General features: G+C 59.6%; 21 protein-coding genes. 16 read left to right on the plus strand and 5 right to left on the minus strand.

Annotated features, from left to right (window positions below; genetic code table 11):
* Positions 1 to 37: 37 nt before the first annotated feature.
* The 4 genes from BK665_RS06890 to BK665_RS06905 all read left to right on the plus strand — a co-directional run bounded on the left by BK665_RS06890 (position 38) and on the right by BK665_RS06905 (position 4,365).
* On the plus strand, positions 38 to 1,432 hold the full coding sequence (locus tag BK665_RS06890; protein WP_123404066.1) for a D-2-hydroxyglutarate dehydrogenase: 1,395 nt from the start codon (positions 38 to 40) through the stop codon (positions 1,430 to 1,432).
* Positions 1,433 to 1,454: 22 nt separating this feature from the next.
* Positions 1,455 to 2,120: a fumarylacetoacetate hydrolase family protein gene (locus BK665_RS06895; RefSeq protein ID WP_123404068.1), complete on the plus strand. Its 666-nt coding sequence runs from the start codon at positions 1,455 to 1,457 to the stop codon at positions 2,118 to 2,120.
* Between the two features lie 267 nt (positions 2,121 to 2,387).
* Positions 2,388 to 3,317, plus strand: coding sequence for an SdiA-regulated domain-containing protein (locus BK665_RS06900; protein ID WP_123404071.1), 930 nt, complete (start codon positions 2,388 to 2,390; stop codon positions 3,315 to 3,317).
* Between the two features lie 130 nt (positions 3,318 to 3,447).
* Positions 3,448 to 4,365, plus strand: coding sequence for an SdiA-regulated domain-containing protein (locus BK665_RS06905; RefSeq protein ID WP_123404073.1), 918 nt, complete (start codon positions 3,448 to 3,450; stop codon positions 4,363 to 4,365).
* Between the two features lie 128 nt (positions 4,366 to 4,493).
* Here the strand turns inward: BK665_RS06905 and rpiA are convergent, their stop codons facing one another.
* Positions 4,494 to 5,168 (minus strand): ribose-5-phosphate isomerase RpiA, encoded by a 675-nt coding sequence (rpiA, locus tag BK665_RS06915; protein ID WP_123404076.1) that lies wholly within the window; start codon positions 5,166 to 5,168, stop codon positions 4,494 to 4,496.
* A gap of 314 nt (positions 5,169 to 5,482) precedes the next feature.
* Here rpiA and ilvA point away from each other — a divergent pair, with 314 nt between their 5' ends.
* Both ilvA and BK665_RS06925 read left to right on the plus strand, forming a co-directional pair.
* Positions 5,483 to 6,997, plus strand: a complete 1,515-nt coding sequence (gene ilvA / locus BK665_RS06920) for a threonine ammonia-lyase, biosynthetic (protein ID WP_123404078.1) — start codon at positions 5,483 to 5,485, stop codon at positions 6,995 to 6,997.
* A gap of 39 nt (positions 6,998 to 7,036) precedes the next feature.
* Entirely contained in the window at positions 7,037 to 7,462 is a 426-nt protein-coding gene (locus BK665_RS06925; protein ID WP_123404080.1) for a DUF2269 domain-containing protein, read from the plus strand.
* An 85-nt stretch (positions 7,463 to 7,547) separates the two neighbouring features.
* Here the strand turns inward: BK665_RS06925 and BK665_RS06930 are convergent, their stop codons facing one another.
* Positions 7,548 to 8,204, minus strand: coding sequence for a histidinol-phosphatase (locus BK665_RS06930; protein WP_123404082.1), 657 nt, complete (start codon positions 8,202 to 8,204; stop codon positions 7,548 to 7,550).
* A 143-nt stretch (positions 8,205 to 8,347) separates the two neighbouring features.
* On the opposite strand from BK665_RS06930, the gene BK665_RS06935 reads away from it, so the two are divergent.
* Both BK665_RS06935 and ptsP read left to right on the plus strand, forming a co-directional pair.
* On the plus strand, positions 8,348 to 8,827 hold the full coding sequence (locus tag BK665_RS06935; protein ID WP_007897732.1) for an RNA pyrophosphohydrolase: 480 nt from the start codon (positions 8,348 to 8,350) through the stop codon (positions 8,825 to 8,827).
* Positions 8,828 to 8,849: 22 nt separating this feature from the next.
* Complete coding sequence (gene ptsP, locus BK665_RS06940; protein WP_123404084.1) at positions 8,850 to 11,129, plus strand: phosphoenolpyruvate--protein phosphotransferase; 2,280 nt, start codon at positions 8,850 to 8,852, stop codon at positions 11,127 to 11,129.
* 105 nt (positions 11,130 to 11,234) lie between these two features.
* Here ptsP and BK665_RS06945 read toward each other — a convergent pair whose 3' ends face one another.
* Complete coding sequence (locus BK665_RS06945) at positions 11,235 to 11,981, minus strand: NRDE family protein (protein WP_123404086.1); 747 nt, start codon at positions 11,979 to 11,981, stop codon at positions 11,235 to 11,237.
* A 132-nt stretch (positions 11,982 to 12,113) separates the two neighbouring features.
* Between BK665_RS06945 and BK665_RS06950 the strand changes: the two genes are divergently transcribed.
* The 3 genes from BK665_RS06950 (at position 12,114) to BK665_RS06960 (ending at position 14,805) form a co-directional block, all read left to right on the plus strand.
* Complete coding sequence (locus BK665_RS06950; protein ID WP_123404088.1) at positions 12,114 to 12,896, plus strand: sulfite exporter TauE/SafE family protein; 783 nt, start codon at positions 12,114 to 12,116, stop codon at positions 12,894 to 12,896.
* Between the two features lie 74 nt (positions 12,897 to 12,970).
* Positions 12,971 to 13,783: a prolipoprotein diacylglyceryl transferase gene (gene lgt / locus BK665_RS06955; RefSeq protein ID WP_123404090.1), complete on the plus strand. Its 813-nt coding sequence runs from the start codon at positions 12,971 to 12,973 to the stop codon at positions 13,781 to 13,783.
* A gap of 50 nt (positions 13,784 to 13,833) precedes the next feature.
* The gene (locus BK665_RS06960) at positions 13,834 to 14,805 is read left to right on the plus strand and encodes a thymidylate synthase (protein ID WP_123404092.1); all 972 of its coding nucleotides are present in this window, start codon (positions 13,834 to 13,836) and stop codon (positions 14,803 to 14,805) included.
* A gap of 65 nt (positions 14,806 to 14,870) precedes the next feature.
* On the opposite strand, the gene cadR is transcribed toward BK665_RS06960, so the two are convergent.
* Positions 14,871 to 15,320, minus strand: a complete 450-nt coding sequence (cadR, locus tag BK665_RS06965; RefSeq protein ID WP_123404094.1) for a Cd(II)/Pb(II)-responsive transcriptional regulator — start codon at positions 15,318 to 15,320, stop codon at positions 14,871 to 14,873.
* Positions 15,321 to 15,405: 85 nt separating this feature from the next.
* Between cadR and BK665_RS06970 the strand changes: the two genes are divergently transcribed.
* Both BK665_RS06970 and BK665_RS06975 read left to right on the plus strand, forming a co-directional pair.
* Positions 15,406 to 17,673 (plus strand): heavy metal translocating P-type ATPase, encoded by a 2,268-nt coding sequence (locus BK665_RS06970; RefSeq protein WP_123404096.1) that lies wholly within the window; start codon positions 15,406 to 15,408, stop codon positions 17,671 to 17,673.
* 16 nt (positions 17,674 to 17,689) lie between these two features.
* Positions 17,690 to 18,553 (plus strand): LysR family transcriptional regulator, encoded by an 864-nt coding sequence (locus BK665_RS06975; RefSeq protein WP_008026094.1) that lies wholly within the window; start codon positions 17,690 to 17,692, stop codon positions 18,551 to 18,553.
* 151 nt (positions 18,554 to 18,704) lie between these two features.
* On the opposite strand, the gene BK665_RS06980 is transcribed toward BK665_RS06975, so the two are convergent.
* Positions 18,705 to 19,628, minus strand: a complete 924-nt coding sequence (locus BK665_RS06980; RefSeq protein WP_123404098.1) for a CgnE/CgnB domain-containing protein — start codon at positions 19,626 to 19,628, stop codon at positions 18,705 to 18,707.
* 459 nt (positions 19,629 to 20,087) lie between these two features.
* Between BK665_RS06980 and srmL the strand changes: the two genes are divergently transcribed.
* The 3 genes from srmL (at position 20,088) to BK665_RS06995 (ending at position 24,243) form a co-directional block, all read left to right on the plus strand.
* Positions 20,088 to 21,236 carry a PheS-related mystery ligase SrmL gene (srmL, locus tag BK665_RS06985; protein ID WP_123404346.1) on the plus strand — a complete coding sequence of 383 codons (1,149 nt, stop codon included), beginning with the start codon at positions 20,088 to 20,090 and terminating at the stop codon, positions 21,234 to 21,236.
* 206 nt (positions 21,237 to 21,442) lie between these two features.
* Entirely contained in the window at positions 21,443 to 22,519 is a 1,077-nt protein-coding gene (locus BK665_RS06990; RefSeq protein ID WP_123404100.1) for a putative 2-aminoethylphosphonate ABC transporter ATP-binding protein, read from the plus strand.
* On the plus strand, positions 22,519 to 24,243 hold the full coding sequence (locus BK665_RS06995) for a putative 2-aminoethylphosphonate ABC transporter permease subunit (protein ID WP_123404102.1): 1,725 nt from the start codon (positions 22,519 to 22,521) through the stop codon (positions 24,241 to 24,243). The genes BK665_RS06990 and BK665_RS06995 overlap by 1 nt, the downstream gene beginning before the upstream one ends.
* The last annotated feature ends 27 nt before the right edge of the window (positions 24,244 to 24,270 follow it).

Raw genomic sequence — 24,270 nt, forward strand, 5'->3', positions numbered from 1 at the left:
TCTCAGGATGACCATGAATTGTTCGAGAGTTCTGTCGATGACCAATCCTGCCCTGATTGAAGAGCTGAAGACCCTGGTTGAGCCTGGCAAGGTCCTGACCGATGCCGACTCCCTCAATGCTTACGGTAAGGATTGGACCAAGCATTTCGCCCCGGCCCCCACGGCCATCGTGTTTCCCAAGACCACCGAACAGGTCCAGGCCATCGTGCGTTGGGCCAATGAGCGCAAGGTGGCGCTGGTGCCGTCCGGCGGTCGTACCGGGTTGTCCGCTGCAGCCGTGGCCGCGAATGGCGAAGTGGTTGTGTCGTTCGACTACATGAACCAGATCCTCGAAGTGAACCTCACCGACCGCACCGCCGTTTGTCAGCCAGGCGTGGTCACCGAGCATCTGCAGAACGTCGCCGAAGAAAAAGGCCTGTACTACCCGGTGGACTTCGCTTCGGCGGGGTCGAGCCAGATTGGCGGCAATATCGGCACCAATGCCGGCGGGATCAAGGTGATTCGCTACGGCATGACCCGCAACTGGGTGGCTGGCATGAAAGTCGTCACTGGCAAGGGTGATCTGCTGGAGCTGAACCGCGACCTGATCAAGAACGCCACCGGTTACGACCTGCGTCAATTGTTCATCGGCGCAGAAGGCACCCTCGGTTTCGTGGTCGAAGCCACCATGCGTCTGGACCGGGCGCCGAAAAACCTCACCGCGATGGTGCTCGGCACCGCCGATTTCGATTCGATCATGCCGGTATTGCACGCGTTCCAGAGCAAACTCGACCTGACCGCGTTCGAATTCTTCTCCGACAAAGCCTTGGCAAAAGTCATGGGTCGCGGCGATGTCCCGGCGCCGTTCGAATCCGATTGCCCGTTCTACGCACTGCTGGAATTCGAAGCGACCACCGAAGAAGTGGCTAACCACGCCCTGGAAACCTTCGAGCACTGCGTCGAGCAGGGCTGGGTGCTGGACGGCGTGATGAGCCAGAGCGAAACCCAGCTGCAAAACCTGTGGAAGCTGCGCGAATACATTTCCGAGACCATTTCCCACTGGACGCCGTACAAGAACGACATCTCGGTCACCGTGTCGAAAGTGCCGGCATTCCTGAAGGAAATCGACGCGATTGTCGGCGAACACTACCCAGACTTCGAAATCGTCTGGTTCGGCCACATCGGCGACGGCAACCTGCACTTGAACATCCTCAAGCCGGAAAACCTGAGCAAGGACGAGTTCTTTGCCAAATGCGCGACCGTCAACAAGTGGGTATTTGAAACCGTCGAGAAGTACAACGGTTCGATTTCCGCCGAACACGGCGTGGGCATGACCAAACGTGACTACTTGACCTACAGCCGCTCGCCGGTTGAGATCGAGTACATGAAAGCCGTGAAAGCGGTGTTCGACCCGAACGGCATCATGAACCCGGGCAAAATTTTCGCTGTTTGAATCAATGAAACAGGAGTCGGTAATGAGCTATCAGCACCAGTATGTCGACGGTACGCGTATTCATTTTCCGCTGGGGAAAGTGGTGTGCATCGGCCGTAACTATGCCGAACACGCCAAGGAACTGGACAACCCGGTCCCGACCGAGCCACTGCTGTTCATCAAACCGGGCAGTTGCGTGGTGCCGCTGGAAGGCGGTTTTGCCATTCCGACCGAGCGTGGCTCGGTGCACTACGAAGCGGAAATCGCCGTGTTGATCGGCAAGCCATTGTCGACCAAGCCGAGCCGTGAAGAAGTGCTCGACGCCATCTCCGGCTTCGCCCCGGCCCTGGACCTGACCCTGCGCGACAAACAGGCCGAGCTGAAATCCAAGGGCCTGCCGTGGGAAATCGCCAAGTCGTTCGATGGCGCGGCGGTGCTTGCGCCATTCGTGTCCGCCGGCACCTTCGCTGACCTGACCGACATCGGCATCCGCCTGACCATCAACGGCGACGTGCGCCAGGATGGCAACAGCAAGGACATGCTCAACCCGATCGTGCCGATGATCCAATACATGGCCGGCTGCTTCTCGCTGCAGGCCGGTGACGTGATCCTGACCGGCACGCCGGTAGGTGTTGGTCCGTTGAATGTCGGTGACGACATCGTGCTGGAATTGGTCGGCGCCAGCAGCTTCACCAGCAGCGTTCGCTGATTCACGCATAACCCTGTGGGAGCGGGCTTGCTCGCGAAAGCGGTGTGTCATTCAACGACGATGTTGACTGATCCACCGCTTTCGCGAGCAAGCCCGCTCCCACATTGGTTTTGTGATCCTGCCGACAAACTGCGTCAGTCTGCGATGGCTTTCCCGCCATTTCCCGTTTTTTTCACATCCTGTCTGGATAATTCCGCGGTGCCTGGCGTCTGAGTCGGCCCGTTTGTGCTATTACCCTTAGCCTGAATTTCTGGAACGCATCCCCTGATGGCAACGCAACCGCTCCCGACCTTGCAAACCTCCCGTCGTCCACGATTCCTCATGCGCTGGTATTACTGGCTGTTGCTGGTTGTGGCGGTGATCTATGGCGTGGCTTTCGCACTGCATTGGGATGACCGCGCTGTGCATTGGATCAAGGAGAGTTTCGAAACCTCGGCCGAGCGCCAGCAAAGTGTCTGGCTGCCCGATTACCATGCGGTGATCGATGCCAAATTGTTGCCGGGCATGGAAAAGGACGAGGCCTCGGACCTGTCCTACGACCCGCAGACCAAAACCCTGTTCTCGGTCATGGGCAAGAACCCGTTCCTGGTCGAGCTGACCCTACAGGGCGATGTGTTGCGCAAAATGCCGATGGTGGGCTGGATCAATCCCGAAGGCGTGACGGTCATGGGCAATGGTCTGTTGGCTATCACCGATGAGCGTGAGCACATGCTGTCGATCATCAAGGTCGATGCCAATACCCGCGAACTGCACCGCGAAGACTTCCCGAAATACGACCTGGGCCCGTCGAAAGACCAGAACAAGGCTTTCGAAGCCATTGCCTGGGACCCGCGCAATCAGCAACTTTTGCTGGGTGAAGAGCGTCCGCCGGCGCTGTTCAGCTGGAAAAGCGATGGCAGCCAGGCCCTCAAGGGCGACAAGCAGAAACTCGCCAGTAACGAACTGGACATCCGCAACCTCTCGGCCCTGGCCATCGACCCGCGCACCGGTCACACCCTGGTGCTGTCCGCTGACTCGCACCTGCTGCTGGAGCTGGACGAAAAGGGCGAACAGGTCAGCTTCATGACCCTGCTGGGCGGCTTCAACGGCCTGAAGAAAACCATCCCCCGGGCCGAAGGCGTGACCATGGACGAGGCGGGCACGTTGTACATGGTCAGCGAGCCGAATCTGTTTTATCGCTTCGAAAAACAGAAATAGCCTACAGAACAAGGCTGGTGTGCGGCCCCCGGTTGAGGTAAACCTGCGGGACCGCGGCCACTGGCCATTAAGTTTGGATTCAGTCAGCCGTGGTATTTCATCCGCCCGCCCTGATTTCGAGCTTGCCTGAATGCGTCGACTTGCCCGCCCCAAACCCCTGATTTTGATCCTGTCGGTGATTGCGCTGATCGTGCTCGTCGCCGTCGGCCAGTACCTGCGCCTGTTCGAGCGCGCCTGGTTCAATCTGCACACCCTATGGCAGCCGACCCGGGAGCATTCCATCGGCCTGGATCAGTATCGGGTGGTGATCGAGGCGCAAGTGATCGATGGGCTGGACGATGATGTTTCGGCGCTGACTTACGATCCGGTGCGCAAAAGCCTGTTCACCGTGACCAACAAAAACGCCGAACTGGTCGAGATGTCCCTCGACGGCAAGATCCTGCGGCGGGTTTCGCTGATCGGTTTCGGCGATCCGGAGGCGGTGGAGTTCATCAGCGCTGATACCTATGTGGTCACCGATGAGCGCCAGCAGCGTTTGATCAAGATCCATCTGGAAAAGGACACCACGTTCCTCGACGCCGACGATGCCGAGCAGATGACCCTGGGCGTGCACATGAGCGGCAACAAGGGCTTTGAAGGGTTGGCGTATGACTCGGTGGGCAAGCGCCTGTTTGTCGCCAAGGAACGCGACCCGATGCTGATCTACGAAGTGCAGGGTTTCCCCCACTACAACCCGGAAAAATCCTACGCCGTGCACGTGGTCAACAATCCCAAGCGCGATGCCGGGATGTTTGTGCGCGACCTGTCGAGCCTGCAATACGACGAACGCAGCGGCCACTTGATGGCGCTGTCCGATGAGTCGCGATTGATAATCGAGCTGGATGTGGATGGACGACCGCTGAGCACGATGTCATTGAACGGTGGGCGTCAGGGCCTGAAAAAGACCGTGCCGCAAGCAGAGGGAATCGCAATGGACGACGACGGTACGTTGTACCTCGTCAGTGAGCCGAACCTGTTCTACACCTTCAAAAAACCTGCACAAAACTAACCAGCACCCCAAAAACAACTGTGGGAGCGGGCTTGCTCGCGAATGCGGTGTGTCAATCAACGAGGATGTTGGCTGATCCACCGCATTCGCGAGCAAGCCCGCTCCCACAGGTTTATCTGCGTTGCGGATTACTCTGCGCGCAGGGTTTTCACGCCTTCGCTGGTGCCCAGCAACAACAAATCCGCCGGACGCGCCGCGAACAAGCCGTTGGTGACCACGCCGACGATCGCGTTGATTTGCGTCTCCAGCTCCACCGGGTTGGTGATCTGCATGTTGAACACGTCGAGGATGATGTTGCCGTTGTCGGTCAGCACGCCTTCACGGTAAACCGGGTCGCCGCCGAGTTTCACCAGTTCGCGGGCCACGTGGCTGCGGGCCATCGGGATCACTTCCACCGGCAGCGGGAACGCACCGAGCACCGGCACCAGTTTGCTGCCGTCGGCGATGCAGATGAAGGTCTTGGCCACAGCCGCGACGATCTTCTCGCGGGTCAGGGCCGCGCCGCCGCCCTTGATCAGGTTCAGGTGCTCGTCGCTTTCGTCGGCGCCGTCGACGTAGAACTCCAGGTCGCTGACCGTGTTCAGCTCATACACCGGAATCCCGTGGCCCTTGAGGCGGGCGGCGGTGGCTTCGGAACTGGCGACCGCGCCATCGAATGCGCCCTTGTGCTTGGCCAGTGCATCGATGAAGCAGTTGGCGGTGGAGCCGGTGCCGACGCCGACGACGCTCTTGTCGTCGAGTTTCGGAAGGATGAAGTCGACGGCGGCCTGGGCCACTGCCTGTTTGAGTTGATCCTGGGTCATGCGGGCTCCGAAGCGGGCGAGGGGAGAACGGAAAGGCCGGCATTATAGGCTTCGGGGCGGGGAAGGTCATTGGCCGATTGGCAGGCAGTGACCGTTACCTGGAACCCATAACCCTAACCGCGACCCTTACCTGTAGGAGCGAGGCTTGCCCGCGAAGGGGCCGTTACAGGCAGCATAAATGTTGGCAGTAAGATCGCATTCGCGGGCAAGCCTCGCTCCTACAAGTCCTAAAACCACCTGTTTAGTGTGGTCGCTCAGGCAAAAGCCGGGTTAGACTCCTTGACCCTGCCCAACCCGCTCAGTGATGCTTTCCGATGCTCGAACAGTACGTCAAGAAGATCCTCACCTCGCGCGTTTATGACGTTGCCGTAGAAACCCCATTGCAGACTGCTCGCCAGCTCTCCGAGCGGCTGGGCAACAGTATTTGGCTCAAGCGCGAAGACTTGCAGCCCGTGTTCTCGTTCAAGATTCGTGGCGCTTACAACAAGCTGACTCAGTTGAGCGACGAAGAACGCGCACGCGGCGTGGTCACGGCATCGGCGGGCAACCATGCCCAAGGCCTGGCCCTGGCGGCCAAGGTGTTGGGGGTTAAAGCGACCATCGTCATGCCCAAGACCACCCCGGAAATCAAAGTCGAAGGCGTGCGTTCCCGTGGCGGCAAAGTGGTGCTGCACGGCGATTCGTTCCCGGAAGCCCTGGCCTACTCGCTGAAACTGGTCGACGAAAAAGGCTACGTCTACATCCACCCCTACGACGATCCCCACACCATTGCCGGGCAGGGCACGGTGGCGATGGAGATTCTGCGCCAGCACCCGGGCCGTCTCGACGCGATTTTCGTCCCGGTGGGCGGCGGCGGCCTGATCGCCGGCATCGCCGCTTACGTGAAATACCTGCGCCCGGAAATCAAGATCATCGGCGTCGAACCGGACGACTCCAACTGCCTGCAAGCCGCCATGGCCGCCGGCGAACGGGTGATTCTGCCGACCGTGGGCATCTTTGCCGACGGCGTGGCCGTGGCGCAGATCGGCCAGCACACCTTCGATATCTGCAAAGACTACGTCGATGAAGTGATCACCGTCAGCACCGATGAAATCTGCGCGGCGATCAAGGACATCTACGACGATACCCGCTCGATCACCGAACCTGCCGGCGCCCTGGGCGTGGCCGGGATCAAGAAGTACGTCGAGCAGCGTGGCGTCACCGGGCACACCTTCGTGGCCATCGACTCCGGCGCCAACGTCAACTTCGACCGCCTGCGCCACGTCGCCGAGCGCGCCGAACTGGGCGAGGGCCGCGAAGCCATCATCGCTGTGACCATCCCCGAGAAGCCGGGCAGCTTCAAGGCGTTCTGCGAAGCCGTCGGCAAACGCCAGATCACCGAATTCAACTACCGCTACAACACCGGCAGCGAAGCGCACATCTTCGTCGGCGTGCAGACGCACCCGGACAACGACCCGCGCAGTGCGCTGATCGCCAGCCTCAGCGAGCAGGGTTTCCCGGTGCTGGACCTGACCGACAACGAATTGGCCAAGCTGCACATCCGCCATATGGTCGGTGGCCGCGCAGCTCAGGTCGTCGATGAAGTGATCCTGCGCTTCGAATTCCCGGAGCGTCCGGGAGCGCTGTTCAACTTCCTCAACAAACTCGGCGGGCGCTGGAACATCTCGATGTTCCACTACCGCAACCATGGCGCGGCGGATGGTCGGGTAGTCGCCGGCCTGCAAGTGCCCCACGACGAACGTCATCTGGTGCCCGCAGCGCTGGAAGAAATCGGCTACCCGTACTGGGATGAAAGCGACAACCCGGCCTATAAGCTGTTTCTTGGCTGAGGGGCTACGCTGATGGGCAATTCATAAGGAAATCGAACCATGGAGACATTAGCTGCCCTGAAAATGGCGCACACCGCGGCGACGGCAATATTGTTGGGCTGTGCGCTGGGCCTTGGGATATGGGTCTGGCAAACGCGGCGCAGTGGCGACGCAACTGCTGCGGCCCGCACGCTGCAGCGGCCACGGGTGTTCGTCTGGCTGCTGATGGGCCTGGCGTTGCTGAGCATGCCGTTCACCGGTTGGTGGATGGTGCATCTGGTGGGCTGGCCGCTGGGGCAGACCTGGATTCTGGCGTCGAGCGTGCTCTACACCGTGGCGGCGCTGGCGTGGTTCTGGCTGCTGGTGCGCCTCAACAAGCTGCGCACGGCGCCGGGTGGCGCGGGTAGATTTACCTTTGCCTTGGCGTTGTTCAGTTTTGTCTGCTTGATCGCGATTGCGGGGTTGATGGGCGCCAAGCCGGTTTGACCCGAAAAGATCGCAGCCTTCGGCAGCTCCTACAGGGTTATGCGTACACCCGTAGGAGCTGCCGAAGGCTGCGATCTTTTGATCTTCAGTCGCGCAACGACATCACCGGCCAACCACGCTTCTCAGCCTCGGCCCGCAAATTAGGATCTGGATCAACCGCCACCGGATGCGTCACCTGCTCCAGCAACGGCAAATCATTCATCGAATCGCTGTAGAAATAGCTGTCTTCCAGCGAGTGACCCGTCTCCTCCAGCCAACGATTCAACCGCGTGACCTTGCCTTCACGGAAGCATGGGATGTCGGTGCTGCGCCCGCTGTAGCGCCCATCGATCACCTCGCATTCGGTGGCGATCAGCGTCTCGACGCCCAGGCGTTGGGCAATCGGCCCAGTGACGAAACGGTTGGTGGCGGTGATTATCACCAGTTTGTCGCCAGCGTCGCGGTGTTTGGCCAGCAGTTCCAGGGCCTTGGGCAGCACGATCGGTTCGATGCAGTCGCGCATGTAGTCCAGATGCCATTGATCCAGGGTGGCCATCTCGGTGCGGCCGAGGATTTCCAGGCAGAAATTCAGGTATTCGGCGTTATCGAGCTTGCCGGCCAGGTAGTCCTGATAGAACTCATCGTTGCGTGCCTTGTACGTCACGGCGTCGAGAAAGCCGCGTTCGCACAGGTAATCGCCCCAGGCGTGGTCGCTGTCGCCGCCCAAAAGCGTGTTGTCCAAGTCGAATAAAGCCAGCCGCATTGCAGTTACTCGCTGAAAAGTCTGTAGAAAGGCGTCCAGAATACGTACTTTTCACAAGAGTGCACATAAGGTAGGCCGGCTCGTTGCTGCGCTCACAACCTTTGTGGAACAATGCGGCGACATGCGTTTGCGAGGTTGTTGCCGTGATCGACCCCGATGGTTTCCGCCCCAATGTCGGGATCATTCTCACGAATGATGCCGGCCAGGTGCTATGGGCTCGCCGTATCAATCAAGATGCCTGGCAGTTTCCACAGGGAGGGATCAACCCCCAGGAGACGCCGGAAGACGCCTTGTACCGCGAGTTGAACGAAGAAGTCGGCCTGGAGCGCGAAGATGTTGAAATTCTCGCCTGCACCCGGGGCTGGTTGCGCTATCGTTTGCCGCAACGTCTGGTCCGTACCCACAGCCAACCGCTGTGCATCGGCCAGAAACAGAAATGGTTTCTCCTGCGCCTGATCTCCAACGAGCAGCGGGTGCGGATGGATTTGACCGGTAAACCGGAATTCGATGGCTGGCGCTGGGTCAGTTATTGGTATCCGTTGGGCCAGGTGGTGACATTCAAGCGCGAGGTGTATCGACGCGCTCTCAAAGAGCTTGCCCCGCGCCTTTTAGCGCGCGACTGACGACGGAGTTCGACCCCGAGCCATGCTCAATACGCTGCGCAAGATCGTCCAGGAAGTTAACTCCGCCAAGGATCTCAAGGCGGCGTTGGGGATTATTGTGTTGCGCGTCAAAGAGGCCATGGGCAGCCAGGTCTGCTCGGTCTACCTGCTTGACCCGGAAACCAACCGCTTCGTGCTGATGGCCACCGAGGGCTTGAACAAGCGCTCGATCGGCAAAGTCAGCATGGCGCCCAACGAAGGTCTGGTTGGCCTGGTCGGCACGCGTGAAGAACCCCTGAACCTCGAAAACGCCGCGGATCACCCGCGCTACCGCTACTTCGCCGAGACCGGTGAAGAGCGCTACGCCTCGTTCCTCGGGGCGCCGATCATTCACCACCGTCGCGTCGTCGGCGTGTTGGTCATTCAGCAAAAAGAACGCCGCCAGTTCGATGAAGGTGAAGAAGCCTTCCTCGTGACCATGAGCGCGCAACTGGCGGGCGTTATCGCCCACGCCGAGGCCACCGGTTCGATCCGTGGTCTGGGCCGCCAGGGCAAAGGCATCCAGGAGGCCAAGTTCGTCGGCGTGCCGGGTTCGCCGGGCGCGGCGGTCGGTACGGCGGTGGTCATGCTGCCGCCGGCTGATCTGGATGTGGTGCCGGACAAGACCATCACCGACATCGACGCCGAGCTCGGGCTGTTCAAGACCGCCATCGAAGGCGTGCGCGCCGACATGCGCGCCTTGTCCGCCAAACTCGCGACCCAGTTGCGCCCGGAAGAACGTGCGCTGTTCGACGTCTATTTGATGATGCTCGACGATGCTGCGCTGGGCAACGAAGTCACTACCGTGATCAAGACCGGCCAGTGGGCCCAGGGCGCGCTGCGCCAGGTGGTCACCGATCACGTCAACCGTTTCGAATTGATGGACGATGCTTACCTGCGTGAGCGGGCGTCGGACGTCAAGGACCTGGGTCGGCGCCTGCTCGCTTACTTGCAGGAAGAGCGTCAGCAGAATCTGGTCTATCCGGAAAAAACCATTCTGGTCAGCGAAGAGCTGACGCCGGCCATGCTCGGCGAGGTGCCGGAAGGCACGCTGGTCGGTCTGGTCTCGGTCCTCGGGTCAGGCAACTCCCACGTCGCGATCCTCGCCCGGGCGATGGGCATTCCGACGGTAATGGGCCTGGTCGACCTGCCCTATGCCAAGGTCGATGGCATCGACCTGATCGTCGATGGCACCAAGGGCGAGGTCTACACCAACCCTAGCGAAGTATTGCGCAAGCAGTTCGCCGAGGTGGTGGAGGAAGAGAAGCAACTGGCCCTGGGTCTCGACACGCTGCGCGACCTGCCGTGCGTGACCCTCGATGGCCATCGCATGCCGCTGTGGGTCAACACCGGCCTGCTGGCGGACGTGGCGCGGGCGCAGAAGCGCGGCGCTGAAGGGGTCGGTCTGTACCGCACCGAAGTGCCGTTCATGATCAACCAGCGCTTCCCGAGCGAAAAAGAACAACTGGCGATCTACCGCGAGCAGCTCGCCGCGTTCCACCCGCAACCGGTGACCATGCGCAGCCTGGACATCGGCGGTGACAAGTCGCTGTCGTACTTCCCGATCAAGGAAGACAACCCGTTCCTCGGCTGGCGCGGCATTCGCGTCACCCTCGACCACCCGGAAATCTTCCTGGTGCAGACCCGGGCCATGCTCAAGGCCAGCGAAGGCCTGAACAACCTGCGGATCCTGCTGCCGATGATCTCCGGCATCCATGAACTCGAAGAAGCCCTGCACCTGATTCACCGGGCCTGGGGCGAAGTCCGCGACGAAGGCACCGACGTGCCGATGCCGCCGATTGGGGTGATGATCGAGATTCCGGCGGCGGTGTACCAGACCAAGGAACTGGCGCGGATGGTGGACTTCCTGTCGGTGGGCTCCAACGACCTGACCCAGTACCTGCTGGCCGTGGACCGCAACAACCCTCGGGTGGCCGACCTCTACGACTACCTGCACCCGGCGGTGCTGCAAGCCCTGCAAAACGTGGTGCGTGACGCCCATGCCGAAGGCAAGCCAGTGAGTATCTGCGGCGAAATGGCCGGTGACCCGGCAGCGGCGGTGCTGTTGATGGCGATGGGCTTCGACAGCCTGTCGATGAACGCCACCAACTTGCCGAAGGTGAAGTGGATGCTGCGTCAGATCAACCTGAGCAAGGCCAAGGAATTGCTGGCGGAACTGATGACCATCGACAACCCGCAGGTTATCCACAGCTCGCTGCAATTGGCGCTGAAGAACCTTGGGTTGGCGCGGATGATTAATCCGGCTTCGGTCAAGACGCTTTAAAAAGCTGATGGCCCCTTCGCGGGCAAGCCTCGCTCCTACATTTGAAATGCATTCCAATGTGGGAGCGGGCTTGCTCGCGAAGGCGTCAGACCCGACAACACAAAACTAAACCCTGATCTCCACTTCCCCCAGATGCCCGCCATACGGCCCGAAACTCCTTTCGACCATATGCCGCGTCCCATCTGCCGAAACGATCAGCGCCGTGCTCGCCCGCGTCCCGTAAGTCGGGCTGGCAATAAACACACTCGACAACAACGTTTCGGTGGCCAGCCCGACCCCGGTATCCGGCAGCTCCGTCAACGGCGCCGTCGCTGAATCCTTCAAAATCGCCAACAACGCCTCAGGCCGGGGATCGTCCAGCAATTCGCTCAACGCAGCCTTGGCCTTCAGCACTTTCGGCCACGGCGTATCCAGCCCCGCGTTCGACAACCCGTAAACCCCGGGCGCCAGCATCACCGCCTCGGTATCCCGGGCATTGAAGTGCCACAGCTCGTGGGTATTGCCGACCAACAGGTTAAACCCGGCATATTCCGCCGAACGTGCAACAACGTCGCTCAAATAGTCATCAATCGACATCTCGCCGCTGAGAAATCCCGCGACCAGTTCACCCCGTGACTTGCGCGACGCCGGCTGGCCGGGATCGCGGATATTGGTCAGTGCGGCAAAGCGTCCGTTGGCGCCCACGCCGAGCCAGGTGCCGCCGGCCTCCAGATCCCGACCGGCATGGACATGGGGTGCATGCGCCCATTGCCCCAGGGGTTGGGTAGGCCGGGCATAGAATTCGTCGCGGTTGGCCGCCACGATCAGCGGCTGGGCATGGCCCGGTCGCCAGGCGAAAACAATCAGGCACATAAGGTGGTCCTTGTGTGTTTTTGCTCACTCTACGCAGACATTGCCCGCGCATCCATCGCCATCCAGTGGAGCTTATGGCCATGCATCCGTTACCATGCCGCTCTTATTTTCGCGACGCATGGGACTACGGCCATGGAATTTCTGCTCTATCTGGCGCTGGGCGCCTGTGCGGGCGTGCTGGCCGGGCTGTTCGGGGTCGGCGGCGGGATCATTATCGTCCCGGTGCTGGTGTTCAGTTTCACCCTGCAGGGCTTCGACGCCTCGATCCTGACGCACCTGGCGGTCGGTACGTCCCTGGCGACGATCATTTTTACCTCGGTAAACGCGGTCCGTGAGCATCACCGTCGCGGCGCGGTGCGTTGGCCAATTTTCGCCTGGATGACCCTCGGCATTCTGATCGGCGCCGGTTTCGGCGCACTGACCGCCGAAGCGATTTCCGGTCCACATTTGCAGAAGATCATTGGCGTATTCGCGCTGATCGTCGCCGTTCAGCTCGCCTTGGACTTCAAACCCAAGGCCAGCCGAACGGTGCCGGGCAAAGTCGGTCTGACCGTGGCCGGGAGCGTGATTGGCTGGGCCTCGGCGATTTTCGGGATTGGCGGCGGCTCGCTGACCGTGCCGTTCCTGACCTGGCGCAGCGTGCCGATGCAGCAAGCGGTGGCCACGTCGTCGGCCTGTGGCCTGCCGATTGCGGTGGCAAGTGCATTAAGTTTCATGATTCTGGGCTGGCACGATCCGTTGCTGCCGGCCCATAGTCTCGGTTTTATTTATTTGCCGGCGCTGCTGGGGATCGCCCTGACCAGCATGTTCTTCGCCCGTTTCGGCGCGCGACTGGCGCACAATTTGTCGCCGCGCTTGCTCAAAAGACTGTTCGCCGCTTTGCTGTTCTGCGTCGGCCTGAATTTCCTGCTCTGACAATCCCGGCTTAATCCTGAGGTGGCAACGTCCCCCGGGAATTTTGAAGGTTTCAACTCTAACGAGGAGTCGCAATGCTGCCTTACCCGCAGATCGACCCGGTGGCCCTGGCCATCGGTCCGCTGAAAATCCACTGGTACGGCCTGATGTACCTGATCGGCATCGGCGGCGCCTGGCTGCTGGCGTCCCGGCGGCTGAACCGCTTCGACCCGACCTGGAGCAAGGAGAAACTCTCCGACCTAATCTTCTGGTTGTCGATGGGGGTCATTGTCGGCGGGCGGTTGGGCTACGTGCTGTTCTACGATCTGAGCGCCTACCTGGCCAACCCGACGCTGATTTTCGAAGTGTGGAAGGGCGGCATGTCGTTCCACGGCGGGTTTATCGGCGTGATGCTGGCGGCGTTGTGGTTCGGCAAGAAGAACAACAAGTCGTTCTTCCAGTTGATGGACTTCGTTGCTCCGATGGTGCCGATTGGCCTGGGTGCCGGGCGCATCGGTAACTTCATCAACGCCGAGTTGTGGGGCAAGCCGACCGACGTGCCATGGGCGATGATCTTCCCGCCGTTCAGCGACCCGGCGCAGTTGCCGCGTCACCCGTCGCAGCTGTACCAGTTCGCGCTGGAAGGCGTGGCATTGTTCGTGATTCTCTGGTTTTTCTCGCGCAAGCCGCGACCGACCATGGCGGTGTCCGGCATGTTCACGCTGTTCTACGGCATCTTCCGTTTCATCGTCGAATTCGTCCGCGTACCGGACGCGCAACTGGGCTATCTGGCCTGGGGCTGGCTGACCATGGGTCAGGTCTTGTGCGTACCGATGGTGCTCGCCGGTCTGTTCCTGATCTGGCTGGCGTATCACCGCGCCCCGGCGGCGCCAGCGGCGGCCGTATAAATTCGAATCCCGGGGGCGACGGCTCCCGGGTTCAAGGACACAGGTAACCCATGAAGCAATATCTCGATCTGGTGGCCCACGTCATCAAGAACGGCACCAAACAAGCCAACCGCACCGGCGTGAACACCATCAGCTTTCCTGGCGCGATGCTGCGTTATGACCTGAAGGAAGGCTTTCCAGCGATCACCACCCGCAAGATGGCCTTCAAATCCGCCATCGGCGAGATGTGCGGTTTCCTGCGCGGGGTGAATAACGCCGCCGAATTCCGCGCCTTGGGCTGCAAGGTCTGGGACCAGAACGCCAACGAAAACGCGCAATGGCTGGCCAACCCGTTCCGCCAGGGCGAAGACGACCTCGGCGAAATCTACGGCGTGCAATGGCGTAAATGGCCGGCGTACAAGCAGATCCCTGTCAGCAATAGAGCCGCGATCGAGCAGACGTTGAGCCAAGGCTATCGCCAGATTGCCGAAGGCGAAGAGGACGGCCAGGCCTACGTGGTGCTGTACAAGGCAATCGACCAGATTCGCCAATGCGTCGACACCATCATCAAGGACCCGGGCAGCCGCCGGATTCTGTTCCATGGCTGGAACGTCGCCCAGCTCGATGAAATGGCCCTGCCGCCGTGCCACCTGCTTTACCAGTTCCACCCGAATGTCGAGACCAAAGAGATTTCTCTGACCCTCTACATCCGCTCCAACGACCTGGGCCTGGGCACGCCGTTCAACCTCACCGAAGGCGCCGCGCTGCTGAGCCTGATCGGGCGCCTGACCGGCTACACGCCGCGCTGGTTCACCTATTTCATCGGCGATGCCCACGTCTACGAAAACCACCTGGACATGCTGAATGAACAACTCACCCGTGAGCCGTTCCCGATGCCGAAACTGGTGATCAGTGATCGTGTGCCGGCATTTGCCGAGACGGGCGTGTACCAGCCGGAGTGGCTGGAGTTGATCGAACCGAGCGATTTCTCGCTTGAGGGTTATCAGCACCACGCGCCGATGACCGCGCCGATGGCGGTCTAAAGAACGACCGCAGTTCTAATGTGGGAGCGAGCAAGCCCGCTCCCACATTTGGTTTTGCGGTGGTCTTAGTGGCCGTGGCTACGGCCCACATGGGAATGCTCAACATCCGTCGCCACAACCCCGCCACTCACTTCCAACCGCTGCAAAATCCCACAATGATCGACATTCGGCCCTTCGCCACAGCGTTGGCGCAGGTCGAGCAATTGTGTCTGCAACGCCAACAAGCCATCGATCCGTGCCTTGACGTGGTGTATGTGTTCGTCGATCAGCGCATTCACGTTTTCACACTGATCCTGCGGGCTATCACGCAGGGCCAGGAGGCTGCGGATTTCTTCGAGGGTCATGTCGAGGGTGCGGCAATTGCGGATAAACGTCAGGCGTTCGGCGTGGGCCTGGGTGTAGACGCGGTAGTTGCCGTCGCTGCGGGCGGGCTCTGGCAGCAGGCTTTCGCGCTCGTAGTAGCGGATGGTTTCCACGGCGCAGTCGGTCAGTTTGGCCAGTTCTCCGATCTTCATCACGACAATCTCCAAAAGGTTGCTTGACCCTATAGTGGCTACAGGGTCTTTACTTGGCAACAGGCACCTTCATGGACGCGACCCGATGAGCGATTCACTTCACACCCACAAACCCGAAGATGATCACGATCATGATCACAGCCACAAGCTGCAGCCTGTACAAAAGCACGATCACGGCGGCCACGGGGATTCCTGCTGTTCCTCCAAAGTGACAGCACCGTCGTTGATCAAGTTGAGCGACAAGCCGACCGACGGCGCGCGGCTGAGCAGCTTCCGCATCGACGCGATGGACTGCCCGACCGAACAGACACTGATCCAGAACAAACTGGGCAAGCTGTCGGGTGTGCAGCAGCTGGAATTCAACCTGATCAACCGGGTATTGGGCGTGACCCACGACCTGCCAAGCACGGCGCCGATCATCGAGGCGATCAAGTCGCTGGGCATGGTGGCCGAGCCGTTGGAAAAAGGTGTTGAAGCCCCCGCGCCAGCCGCCGAGAAGAAGCACTGGTGGCCCCTGGCGCTGTCCGGCGTGGGTGCCCTGGCGGCTGAAGTCATCCACTTCACCAACGCCGCACCGAATTGGGTGGTGGCGATCATCGCGCTGGTGTCGATCCTCAGCGGCGGCCTGACCACCTACAAAAAAGGCTGGATCGCCCTCAAGAACCTCAACCTGAACATCAACGCGCTGATGAGCATCGCCGTAACCGGCGCAATCCTGATTGGTCAGTGGCCAGAAGCGGCGATGGTGATGTTCCTCTTCACCGTGGCGGAGTTGATCGAAGCCAAATCCCTGGACCGCGCGCGCAATGCCATCGGCGGTTTGATGCAGATGACCCCGGAACAGGCCACGGTGCAGCAGGCTGACGGCAATTGGGTCGAACAGGATGTGAAAAGCATCGAACTGGGCGCCCGGGTACGGGTACGTCCCGGTGAGCGCATCGGCCTCGACGGTGAAGTCGTCTCCGGCACGTCCACCATCGATCAGGCGCCGATCACCGGTGAAAGCCTGCCGATCGAGAAGACTGTGGGCGATAAAGTCTTCGCCGGCACCATCAATCAGGCAGGCTCGCTGGAGTATACGGTGACCGCTGCGGCCAACAACTCGACCCTGGCGCGCATCATCCACGCCGTGGAACAGGCCCAAGGCGCACGGGCGCCGACCCAGCGTTTCGTTGACCAGTTCTCGAAAATCTACACCCCGGCGGTGTTTGTCCTCGCCTTGGCCGTGGCGGTGATTCCGCCGCTGTTCATGGGCGCGGTGTGGTTCGACTGGATCTACCGGGCACTGGTGTTGCTGGTGGTCGCTTGCCCCTGTGCGCTGGTGATTTCGACGCCGGTAACCATCGTCAGCGGCCTCGCGGCAGCGGCGCGCAAAGGGATTCTGGTCAAGGGCGGCGTGTATCTGGAGGGTGGTTACAAGCTCGATTACCTGGCCCTGGACAAGACCGGCACCATCACCCACGGCAAACCGGTGCAGACTGATTACCTGTCCCTCGACCCGACGGCTGATGAAACAGCCCCGGCCATCGCGGCTGCGCTGGCCGGTCGATCCGATCACCCGGTGTCCCTGGCCATCGCCAACGCGGCGGTGGATAAAAAATTCGCGCCGCTGGTTGTGGATAACTTCGAAGCACTGGCCGGTCGCGGGGTGCGCGGTGAGGTCAACGGTCAGGTCTATCACTTGGGCAACCATCGTCTGGTGGAAGAGCTGAACCTCTGCTCGCCAGAACTGGAAGAGAAGCTGTTCGCCCTGGAGAAACAAGGCAAATCCGTGGTGCTGCTGCTCGACAAATCCGGCCCGTTGGCGCTGTTCGCCGTGGCGGATACGGTGAAAGAGTCCAGCCGCGAAGCGATCCAGCAACTGCACGACCTGGGCATCAAAACCCTGATGCTCACCGGCGACAACGTCCACACCGCCCAGGCGATTGCCGCTCAGGTCGGTATCGACGAAGCCAAGGGCGACCTGCTGCCGACCGACAAGCTGCAAGCCATTGAAGCGCTTTATGCGAAAGGGCATAACGTCGGCATGGTCGGCGACGGCATCAACGACGCTCCGGCATTGGCACGGGCCGAGATCGGTTTTGCCATGGCTGCGGCGGGCACCGATACCGCCATCGAAACCGCCGATGTCGCCCTGATGGACGATGATCTGCGCAAGATCCCGACATTCATTCGCCTGTCGCGGCAGACCTCCAGCATCCTGAAACAGAACATCGCCCTCGCGTTAGTCATCAAGGTGATCTTTCTTGGGGTAACCTTCGCCGGGATCGCCACCATGTGGATGGCGGTGTTCGCTGACATGGGCGTGAGCCTGTTGGTGGTGTTCAACGGTTTGCGCCTGCTGCGCAAATAAACGATGAGGGAAGGGTGTGCTGAGTGCCGAGCTGAAGGCGTTTTATATGGTGGCCCGTCTGGGCAGCATTACCCTGGCGGCGAAGAAGCTCGGCCTGAGCCAGCCCACCGTGACCACGCAGATTCGCAACCTGGAAAGCCAGTACTCGGTTGAACTGTTCTACCGTGGCGGCCGCCGCCTCAGCGTCAGCGATGAGGGTGCGCGGTTGCTGCCGATGGTCAAAACCCTGTTGCAGCAGGAGGCCGACATCGAGTTTTTCCTGCGTAACAGCGGCCAGGTCCAGGGCACGTTGCGCATCGCCGCCACGGCGCCGTATTACATCCTCGACCTGGTAAAGACCTTCCGTGAACGCTTGCCGCAGGTGGAAGTGTCGGTGGAAATCGGCAACTCCCAGCAAGTGCTCGAAGCGCTGGAGGATTACCGGGTCGACGTTGCTGCATCCTCGCAGTTGCTCGACGATGCGCGGCTGATCCGCCGGGTGCTCGGCAGCGATCCGCTGGTGCTGGCGGTGCACCGCAATCATCCGCTGGCGGTGCACGATCATGTGCCGCTCAGTGCATTGGCCGGGCATACCTTATTGATGCGCGAATCGGGCTCGACCACGCGGCGGCTGACCGAAGAGTTGCTGGCCAGCGCCGGGGTGAGTTTCGGGCCGTTGCTGGAGATTGGCAGCCGCGAGTCGATTCGCGAAGCGGTGCTGCGCAATATCGGCATCAGCATCATCGCCCGCCAGGAAGTGCCCCATGATCCGCAGCTGCGGGTGCTGACCATCGAGAATGCGCCGCAGATTCCCGAGTACTTGTATTGCCTCAAGGAACGCAAAGGCGCGCGGTTGCCGGCTGCGTTTTTGGGGTTGGCGCAGGAAATGGCCCCGGCCTAATGATCATTCCCACGCTCTACGTGAGAATGCCTCAACGGACGCTCCGCGTTCGGCTCTTGGAGCCCAGAGCGTCCCGGGCGCATGCCCCGAGCAGAGCGTGGGAGCGATCGGCGAGCACACGCTTTAACCTTGGATTTTATGAATGATGTTTTTAATGTATCGGGCGTACGGTTACAGCAGGACTAAGGAAGTCTATGTGATACCCGGAAGAGCCATCGCCGATAGCCACATGTACTCCGCTTATACCTTCATTCATTTGTGAGTTTATTTGGTAATCAATATTTGGTGCGATAGAGTCGTTTACCCCGATCGCAAACTCTGTAAGTTTTAGCCCTCGAGCGCCAGTCGCAAGATCCAGAAGTTTTATATGTTCCTCGCTGTTTGTTTTTAGGGAGGTGATGATGTTGTCGGTGACAGATAAAATTGCATTGTCTTGGGATATGCGATCACTTAACCAGTTAAGTGAGATTTTAAGGCCCTCTGGTAGTCCCGGATGATGCTTTCTCAGTACCGTTAGTATTCCTTCTATCTTCAGCGTGCCGCTAAATGAAAAGGGGCAAGGCTCTTGTGAGTTCATGTGCGCATAATGAACTTCAAAAAACTCCGCTACCGACTGAATAAAGTTGCCTGATACATCCTCTGTAAGTAGGGCGTACGGTTGCGCATGCGGTAAAAGCGTGACCTGTGCGTTGGCTTCGTTTCCTGAAAGAACAAATGATTCATTTGAGTTGAGCATATTTAACACCGAACGCTGCGTGCTCAAAGCGTGTTCGAAATTGCTGCTAAGCAAAAGCTTCAAGCTATAGAGCGCGTTCGCTACAGAGGGTTCGAACACTTGAGTCGCGCAGAAAATGCTTTTCTTGTTTTCTGTCTTTTTGGCTAGCTCAAACGTTATTTTTGCAGCGTCATTGCTAAAAGAAAAAATAATACTGTTTTTGGGTAGGTTTTTTAATTCTGAAATGTGGGCTGTATAGAAGCCTAAGTGCTCGCATTCTCCGAGGAATTCCTTAGAGTCCGCAATGATCGAAAATTTTTCATTGCCGAAGAGCGTCGATATCATATTAGCGGATGACATAAATATCTCCAGATTCCCAATGCGCGGCAAGATGTTTACCGCGCATGGGTGTTATTTACTCATCAGTATGAGCCCATGCCAGCGGCGCCCACCCAAAGTTTTCCGGCCCGGAAGTGATCCGATTAAGATTGTATTTGACGAGCTTTTTAGTTTTCATTTGAGCTTCCTTTTTCATTTTTTGATTTTTGTTGCTCCCGGAAGTACTTGGGAGTGGAGTTATTAATACAGATTTTTTGGACGTGTTAAATGGTTTGTTAGGCGGTTTTTAGAATGAATTCTACTGTCGCGATTTTTGGTAAGTTCAGCGGGTTATTTATGTAAGTTATGCCTGTAGTCTTGTTCTGAAATTTTGCTGTTTTGATTTTTATGATTGCGCTCGATGATCTTCCGTCGTTAGGTTTATTTATGGGCTTGGCTTTTTTTTGGCTCAATATCCAACTACAGATTGAGGGTTGCAGAGTGCACGCATCAAAGAAATATTTGGATGATACGTCTGTCCACCAAGCCCTTTTATTGGTCGATCTAACCGAACCGGGCGCGCCTGAGCACGCCGTCCGTTTGATGCTCAATGAAATCCTTGAAGGACTCGCTGAAAAAGGCTGGCCCCAAGCGAAAATACAAACGGGGCCGCGGATTGTGTCCGCCGAGGAAAATTACGGGTTGCTGGGTTATGACCCGTCGGAAGTCACACTTGGTAGTGAGCACACTCGATGGGTCGACGAGTATTCTTTGTTGCGGACACAAACCACCAGCCAGATTCCGGTGGCGCTTCAGCGTGCAGCCGAGTTGCGGCGACCGGGTGAGATGATCTTGCTGGCCGCGCCAGGTATCACTTTCCGTCGCGATAGTCGGGACAGGTGGCATTGCGCGGAACCGCACCAAATGGATATCTGGGTGCTGGGTGATCCGCAACTATCCACGCATGAGCATCTGTTGCGTTTGGTCAGCGACATATTGAAATCCGCCGTTCCTGATAAACCGTGGGTCTACAGCGACAGTCCGCATCACTACACGGAGGGCGGAATCGAGGTGAATTTGTTGAATGACGGCGCGCCGGTCGAGGTGCTGGAGTGCGGTCGCATTGCGAAATCTTTGTTAGAACGCTTGAAGATAGATCCGTTGCTACATGGGGGACTGGCGCTCGGGATGGGGCTGGATCGTTTGACCATGCTGCGCAAAGGCATTCCCGATATCCGCTTGTTGCGCGATCAAAATGTGCGAGTACAGGCGCAAATGCATGATTTGAACCCATGGACTCCGGTATCACGTTTGCCGTCGATTGCTCGTGACATCTCGTTAGCGGTAACGCCGGGGTTGAGTGAGGAAGTCTTAACCGAAAGGATGTTGCAGGCAGCCGGTGATTGCTCTGACTGGATTGAAGAAATGCAGGTCAAAGGGCGTTGGGGGTTCTCCGATTTACCCGGGCAGGCAATTGAACGTCTCGGTCTGTTGCCGGGCCAGGAGAATGTCCTGCTGCGCGTAGTGCTGCGAGACTGCTCGCGATCAATCACGACGGCTGAGGCGAACGCTTTGTATGCAGACATTCAAGCGGCGATGCACGAAGGTGCGCCCGGGGCCGGCTATAAAATGGACCTTCCCAAACCTTGAATCCCTCTTCGCGGGCATGCCTCGCTCCTACAGGGGAATGCGATCAACCTGTAGGAGCGAGGCTTGCCCGCGAAGGCGCCAGACCAGACAACAAATATCCCAACCCAAATCCCCCAATACCACTATCAACCGTTTTTGCCTCACTGCCACATGACGGACGCATTACAAACCTAGGAAGGGCCTCATCTGCTTGATGAGGTCTGTCCATGAACCACTCGATCGCAACTGCCCTGACCAACCCCGGCGCGCCCATGAAGGTGCGTGGCGTGCAGAAGCGCTTCGGCGCGTTCACTGCGCTGGATAACGTTTCCCTCGACGTGGCGGCCGGTGAGTTGGTGTGTCTGCTGGGCCCGTCGGGTTGTGGCAAAACCACCTTGCTGCGCTGCATCGCCGGTCTGGAGAAACAGGACAGCGGCGAGTTGTACCTCGGTGATCGCGACGTTTCCCACCTGGCGCCGCAAGCCCGGGACTATGGAATCCTGTTTCAGTCCTACGCGCTGTTCCCCAATCTGACCGTCGAAGCGAACATTGCCTACGGCCTCGCCGGCAGTGGTCGCGATGAAGTGCGCAAGCGTGTCGGCCAGATGCTGGAACTGGTCGGCCTGCTCGGCAGTGAGAAAAAGTACCCCGGCCAATTGTCCGGTGGCCAACAACAACGCGTGGCCCTGGCCCGTGCCCTGGCGCCGGCGCCTTCGTTGTTGTTGCTCGACGAACCGATGTCGGCCCTCGACGCCCGGGTCCGCGAGCATCTGTGCACCGAGCTGCGCCAATTGCAGCGCAACCTCGGCGTCACCACCCTGATGGTCACCCACAATCAGGACGAGGCCATGCTGATGGCCGATCGCATCGCCGTGATGAACAACGGCAAGGTCGAGCAGTACGCCACGCCGCAGGAAATCTACGATCGCCCAGCCACACCGTTCGTGGCGGAGTTTGTCGGTCAGGGCAACTGGTTGCCGTTTCGTCGCAGCAGCGACAGCCACGCCCAGGTCGGTGGCATGAACATGCGCCTGGCCGACGGCAGCGCGAAAACTGCATCGGGCCGTTTGTTCTGCCGTCCGGAGGCGATCAACGTCAACCCGGTGGTGCATGAGGAAAACCTGTTCCCGGCCAAGATTCGCGAAATCACCTTCCTCGGTAACCGCTGCCGCATGAGCTTCGAGCTCGATCAGTTGCCGGGCCACGCCTTGCTGGCGGAACTCGCCCCGGAAGCCATGCCGCGCCTCGGCGCCCAGCACATCATGGTCGCGTTGCCTCCCCGCAGCCTGCAGGTGTTTGCCTGATGAGCGCGAACCTCGCGCTGCCGATACCGCACAAGCAGGTTCGGCAGACCTCCCGGGCCGAGATCGGTGATCGGGTGTTCGTGGTCGGCGGCAAATTGCTTTTGCTGGTGCTGCTCGGTGTCGCGGTGTTGATGCCGTTGTTGGCGATCTTCTGGCGCGGTTTCAGTTCTGAAGCCGGACAGGGCGGCGGTCTGGTGGCTGCCCGTGAGTTGGTGACCAGCGAGAATTTCCACTGGTTGCTCGGCAATAGCCTGAAGGTTTCCCTCAGCGTCGCGGCGATTGTCGTACCGCTGGCCTACCTGTTTGCCTACGCCCTGCAGCGCACCTTGATTCCGGGCAAAGGGATCTGGCGCGGCATGTCGTTGTTGCCGCTGATGGCGCCGTCGATGCTGCCGGGGATCGCGCTGGTTTATCTGTTCGGCAACCAGGGCATGTTGCGCGGTTTGCTTTCGGACAATATCTACGGCTTCTGGGGCATTGTTCTGGGTGAGGTGATTTACACCTTCCCACACGCCTTGATGATTCTTCTGTCGGCGCTTTCGTTGGCGGATGCGCGATTGTTCGACGCGGCTTCAAGCATGGGCGCCAGTCCGGCCAAAGCCTTCCGCAGCATCACCTGGCCGGCGACGCGTCAGGCCGTGTTCGCTGCGTTCTGTTTAGTCTTCACGTTGACCATTACCGACTTCGGCGTGCCCGTGGTGGTCGGTGGCGACTATCAGGTGCTGGCGCTGGAAGCCTACAAAGCCGTGGTCGGCCAGCAACAGTTCGGTCGCGGCGCGTTGATCGGCATGGTGTTGCTGCTGCCGGCGCTGTTTAGCTTCGGAGTGGATGCCTGGCTGCGTCGGCGTCACGGCGACTCCATGAGTGGCCGGGCGCAAGTGTTCAAACCGGCGCCGTCGAAACTGCGGGACGGCTGCTACCTGGCCATCGTGCTGCTGATCTGCGCGGTGTTGCTGCTGGTGTTCGGCATGGCGGTGTTCTCGTCGCTGGTGAAATTCTGGCCGTACAACCTGTCGATGTCGCTCAACCATTACCAGTTCAACGACACGGCGGGCGGCGGCTGGCTGGCCTATGGCAACAGCGTGAAGATGGCGTTATGTACGGCGTTGATCGGCAGCGTGCTGATCTTCACCGGCGCTTACCTGATGGAGAAAACCAAGGGCCAGCGCGGACTTAATCTGACTTTGCGCATGCTCAGTTTCGTACCGATGGCGGTGCCGGGGCTGGTGCTGGGTTTGGGTTACGTCTTCTTCTTCAACCTCAGCGGCAATCCGCTGCACGTGCTCTACGGGACCATGACGTTGCTGGTGGTCTGCACCATTGCTCACTATTTGACCACCGCGCAAATGACCGCCACCACCGCGCTGCGTCAACTCGACGCCGAGTTCGAAGCCGCCGCGCTGTCGCTCAAGGCGCCGCTGTATCGGCATTACCTGCGGGTCACCGTGCCGATCTGCCTGCCGGCGCTGCTGGACATCGTGCGTTACCTGTTCGTCTCGGCCATGACCACCGTCTCGGCGGCGATCTTCCTCTACAGCCCCGACACCATCCTCGCGGCGGTGGCGGTGTTGAACATGGACGACGCCGGCAACGTTGGCGGCGCGGCGGCGATGTCCACTTTGATTCTGTTCACCTCGGCGGGCGTGTCCCTGCTGCTGGCCTGGGCTTCGCGCGGTTTGCTGCGCCGCTCCCAGGCCTGGCGGCAGACCGCGCCTGGCAACTGATTCAATAAATAAATCTGTCCCCATAAA

Origin of the sequence: Pseudomonas frederiksbergensis (genome assembly GCF_003732665.1) — a bacterium.
Lineage (GTDB): Bacteria > Pseudomonadota > Gammaproteobacteria > Pseudomonadales > Pseudomonadaceae > Aquipseudomonas > Aquipseudomonas frederiksbergensis_G.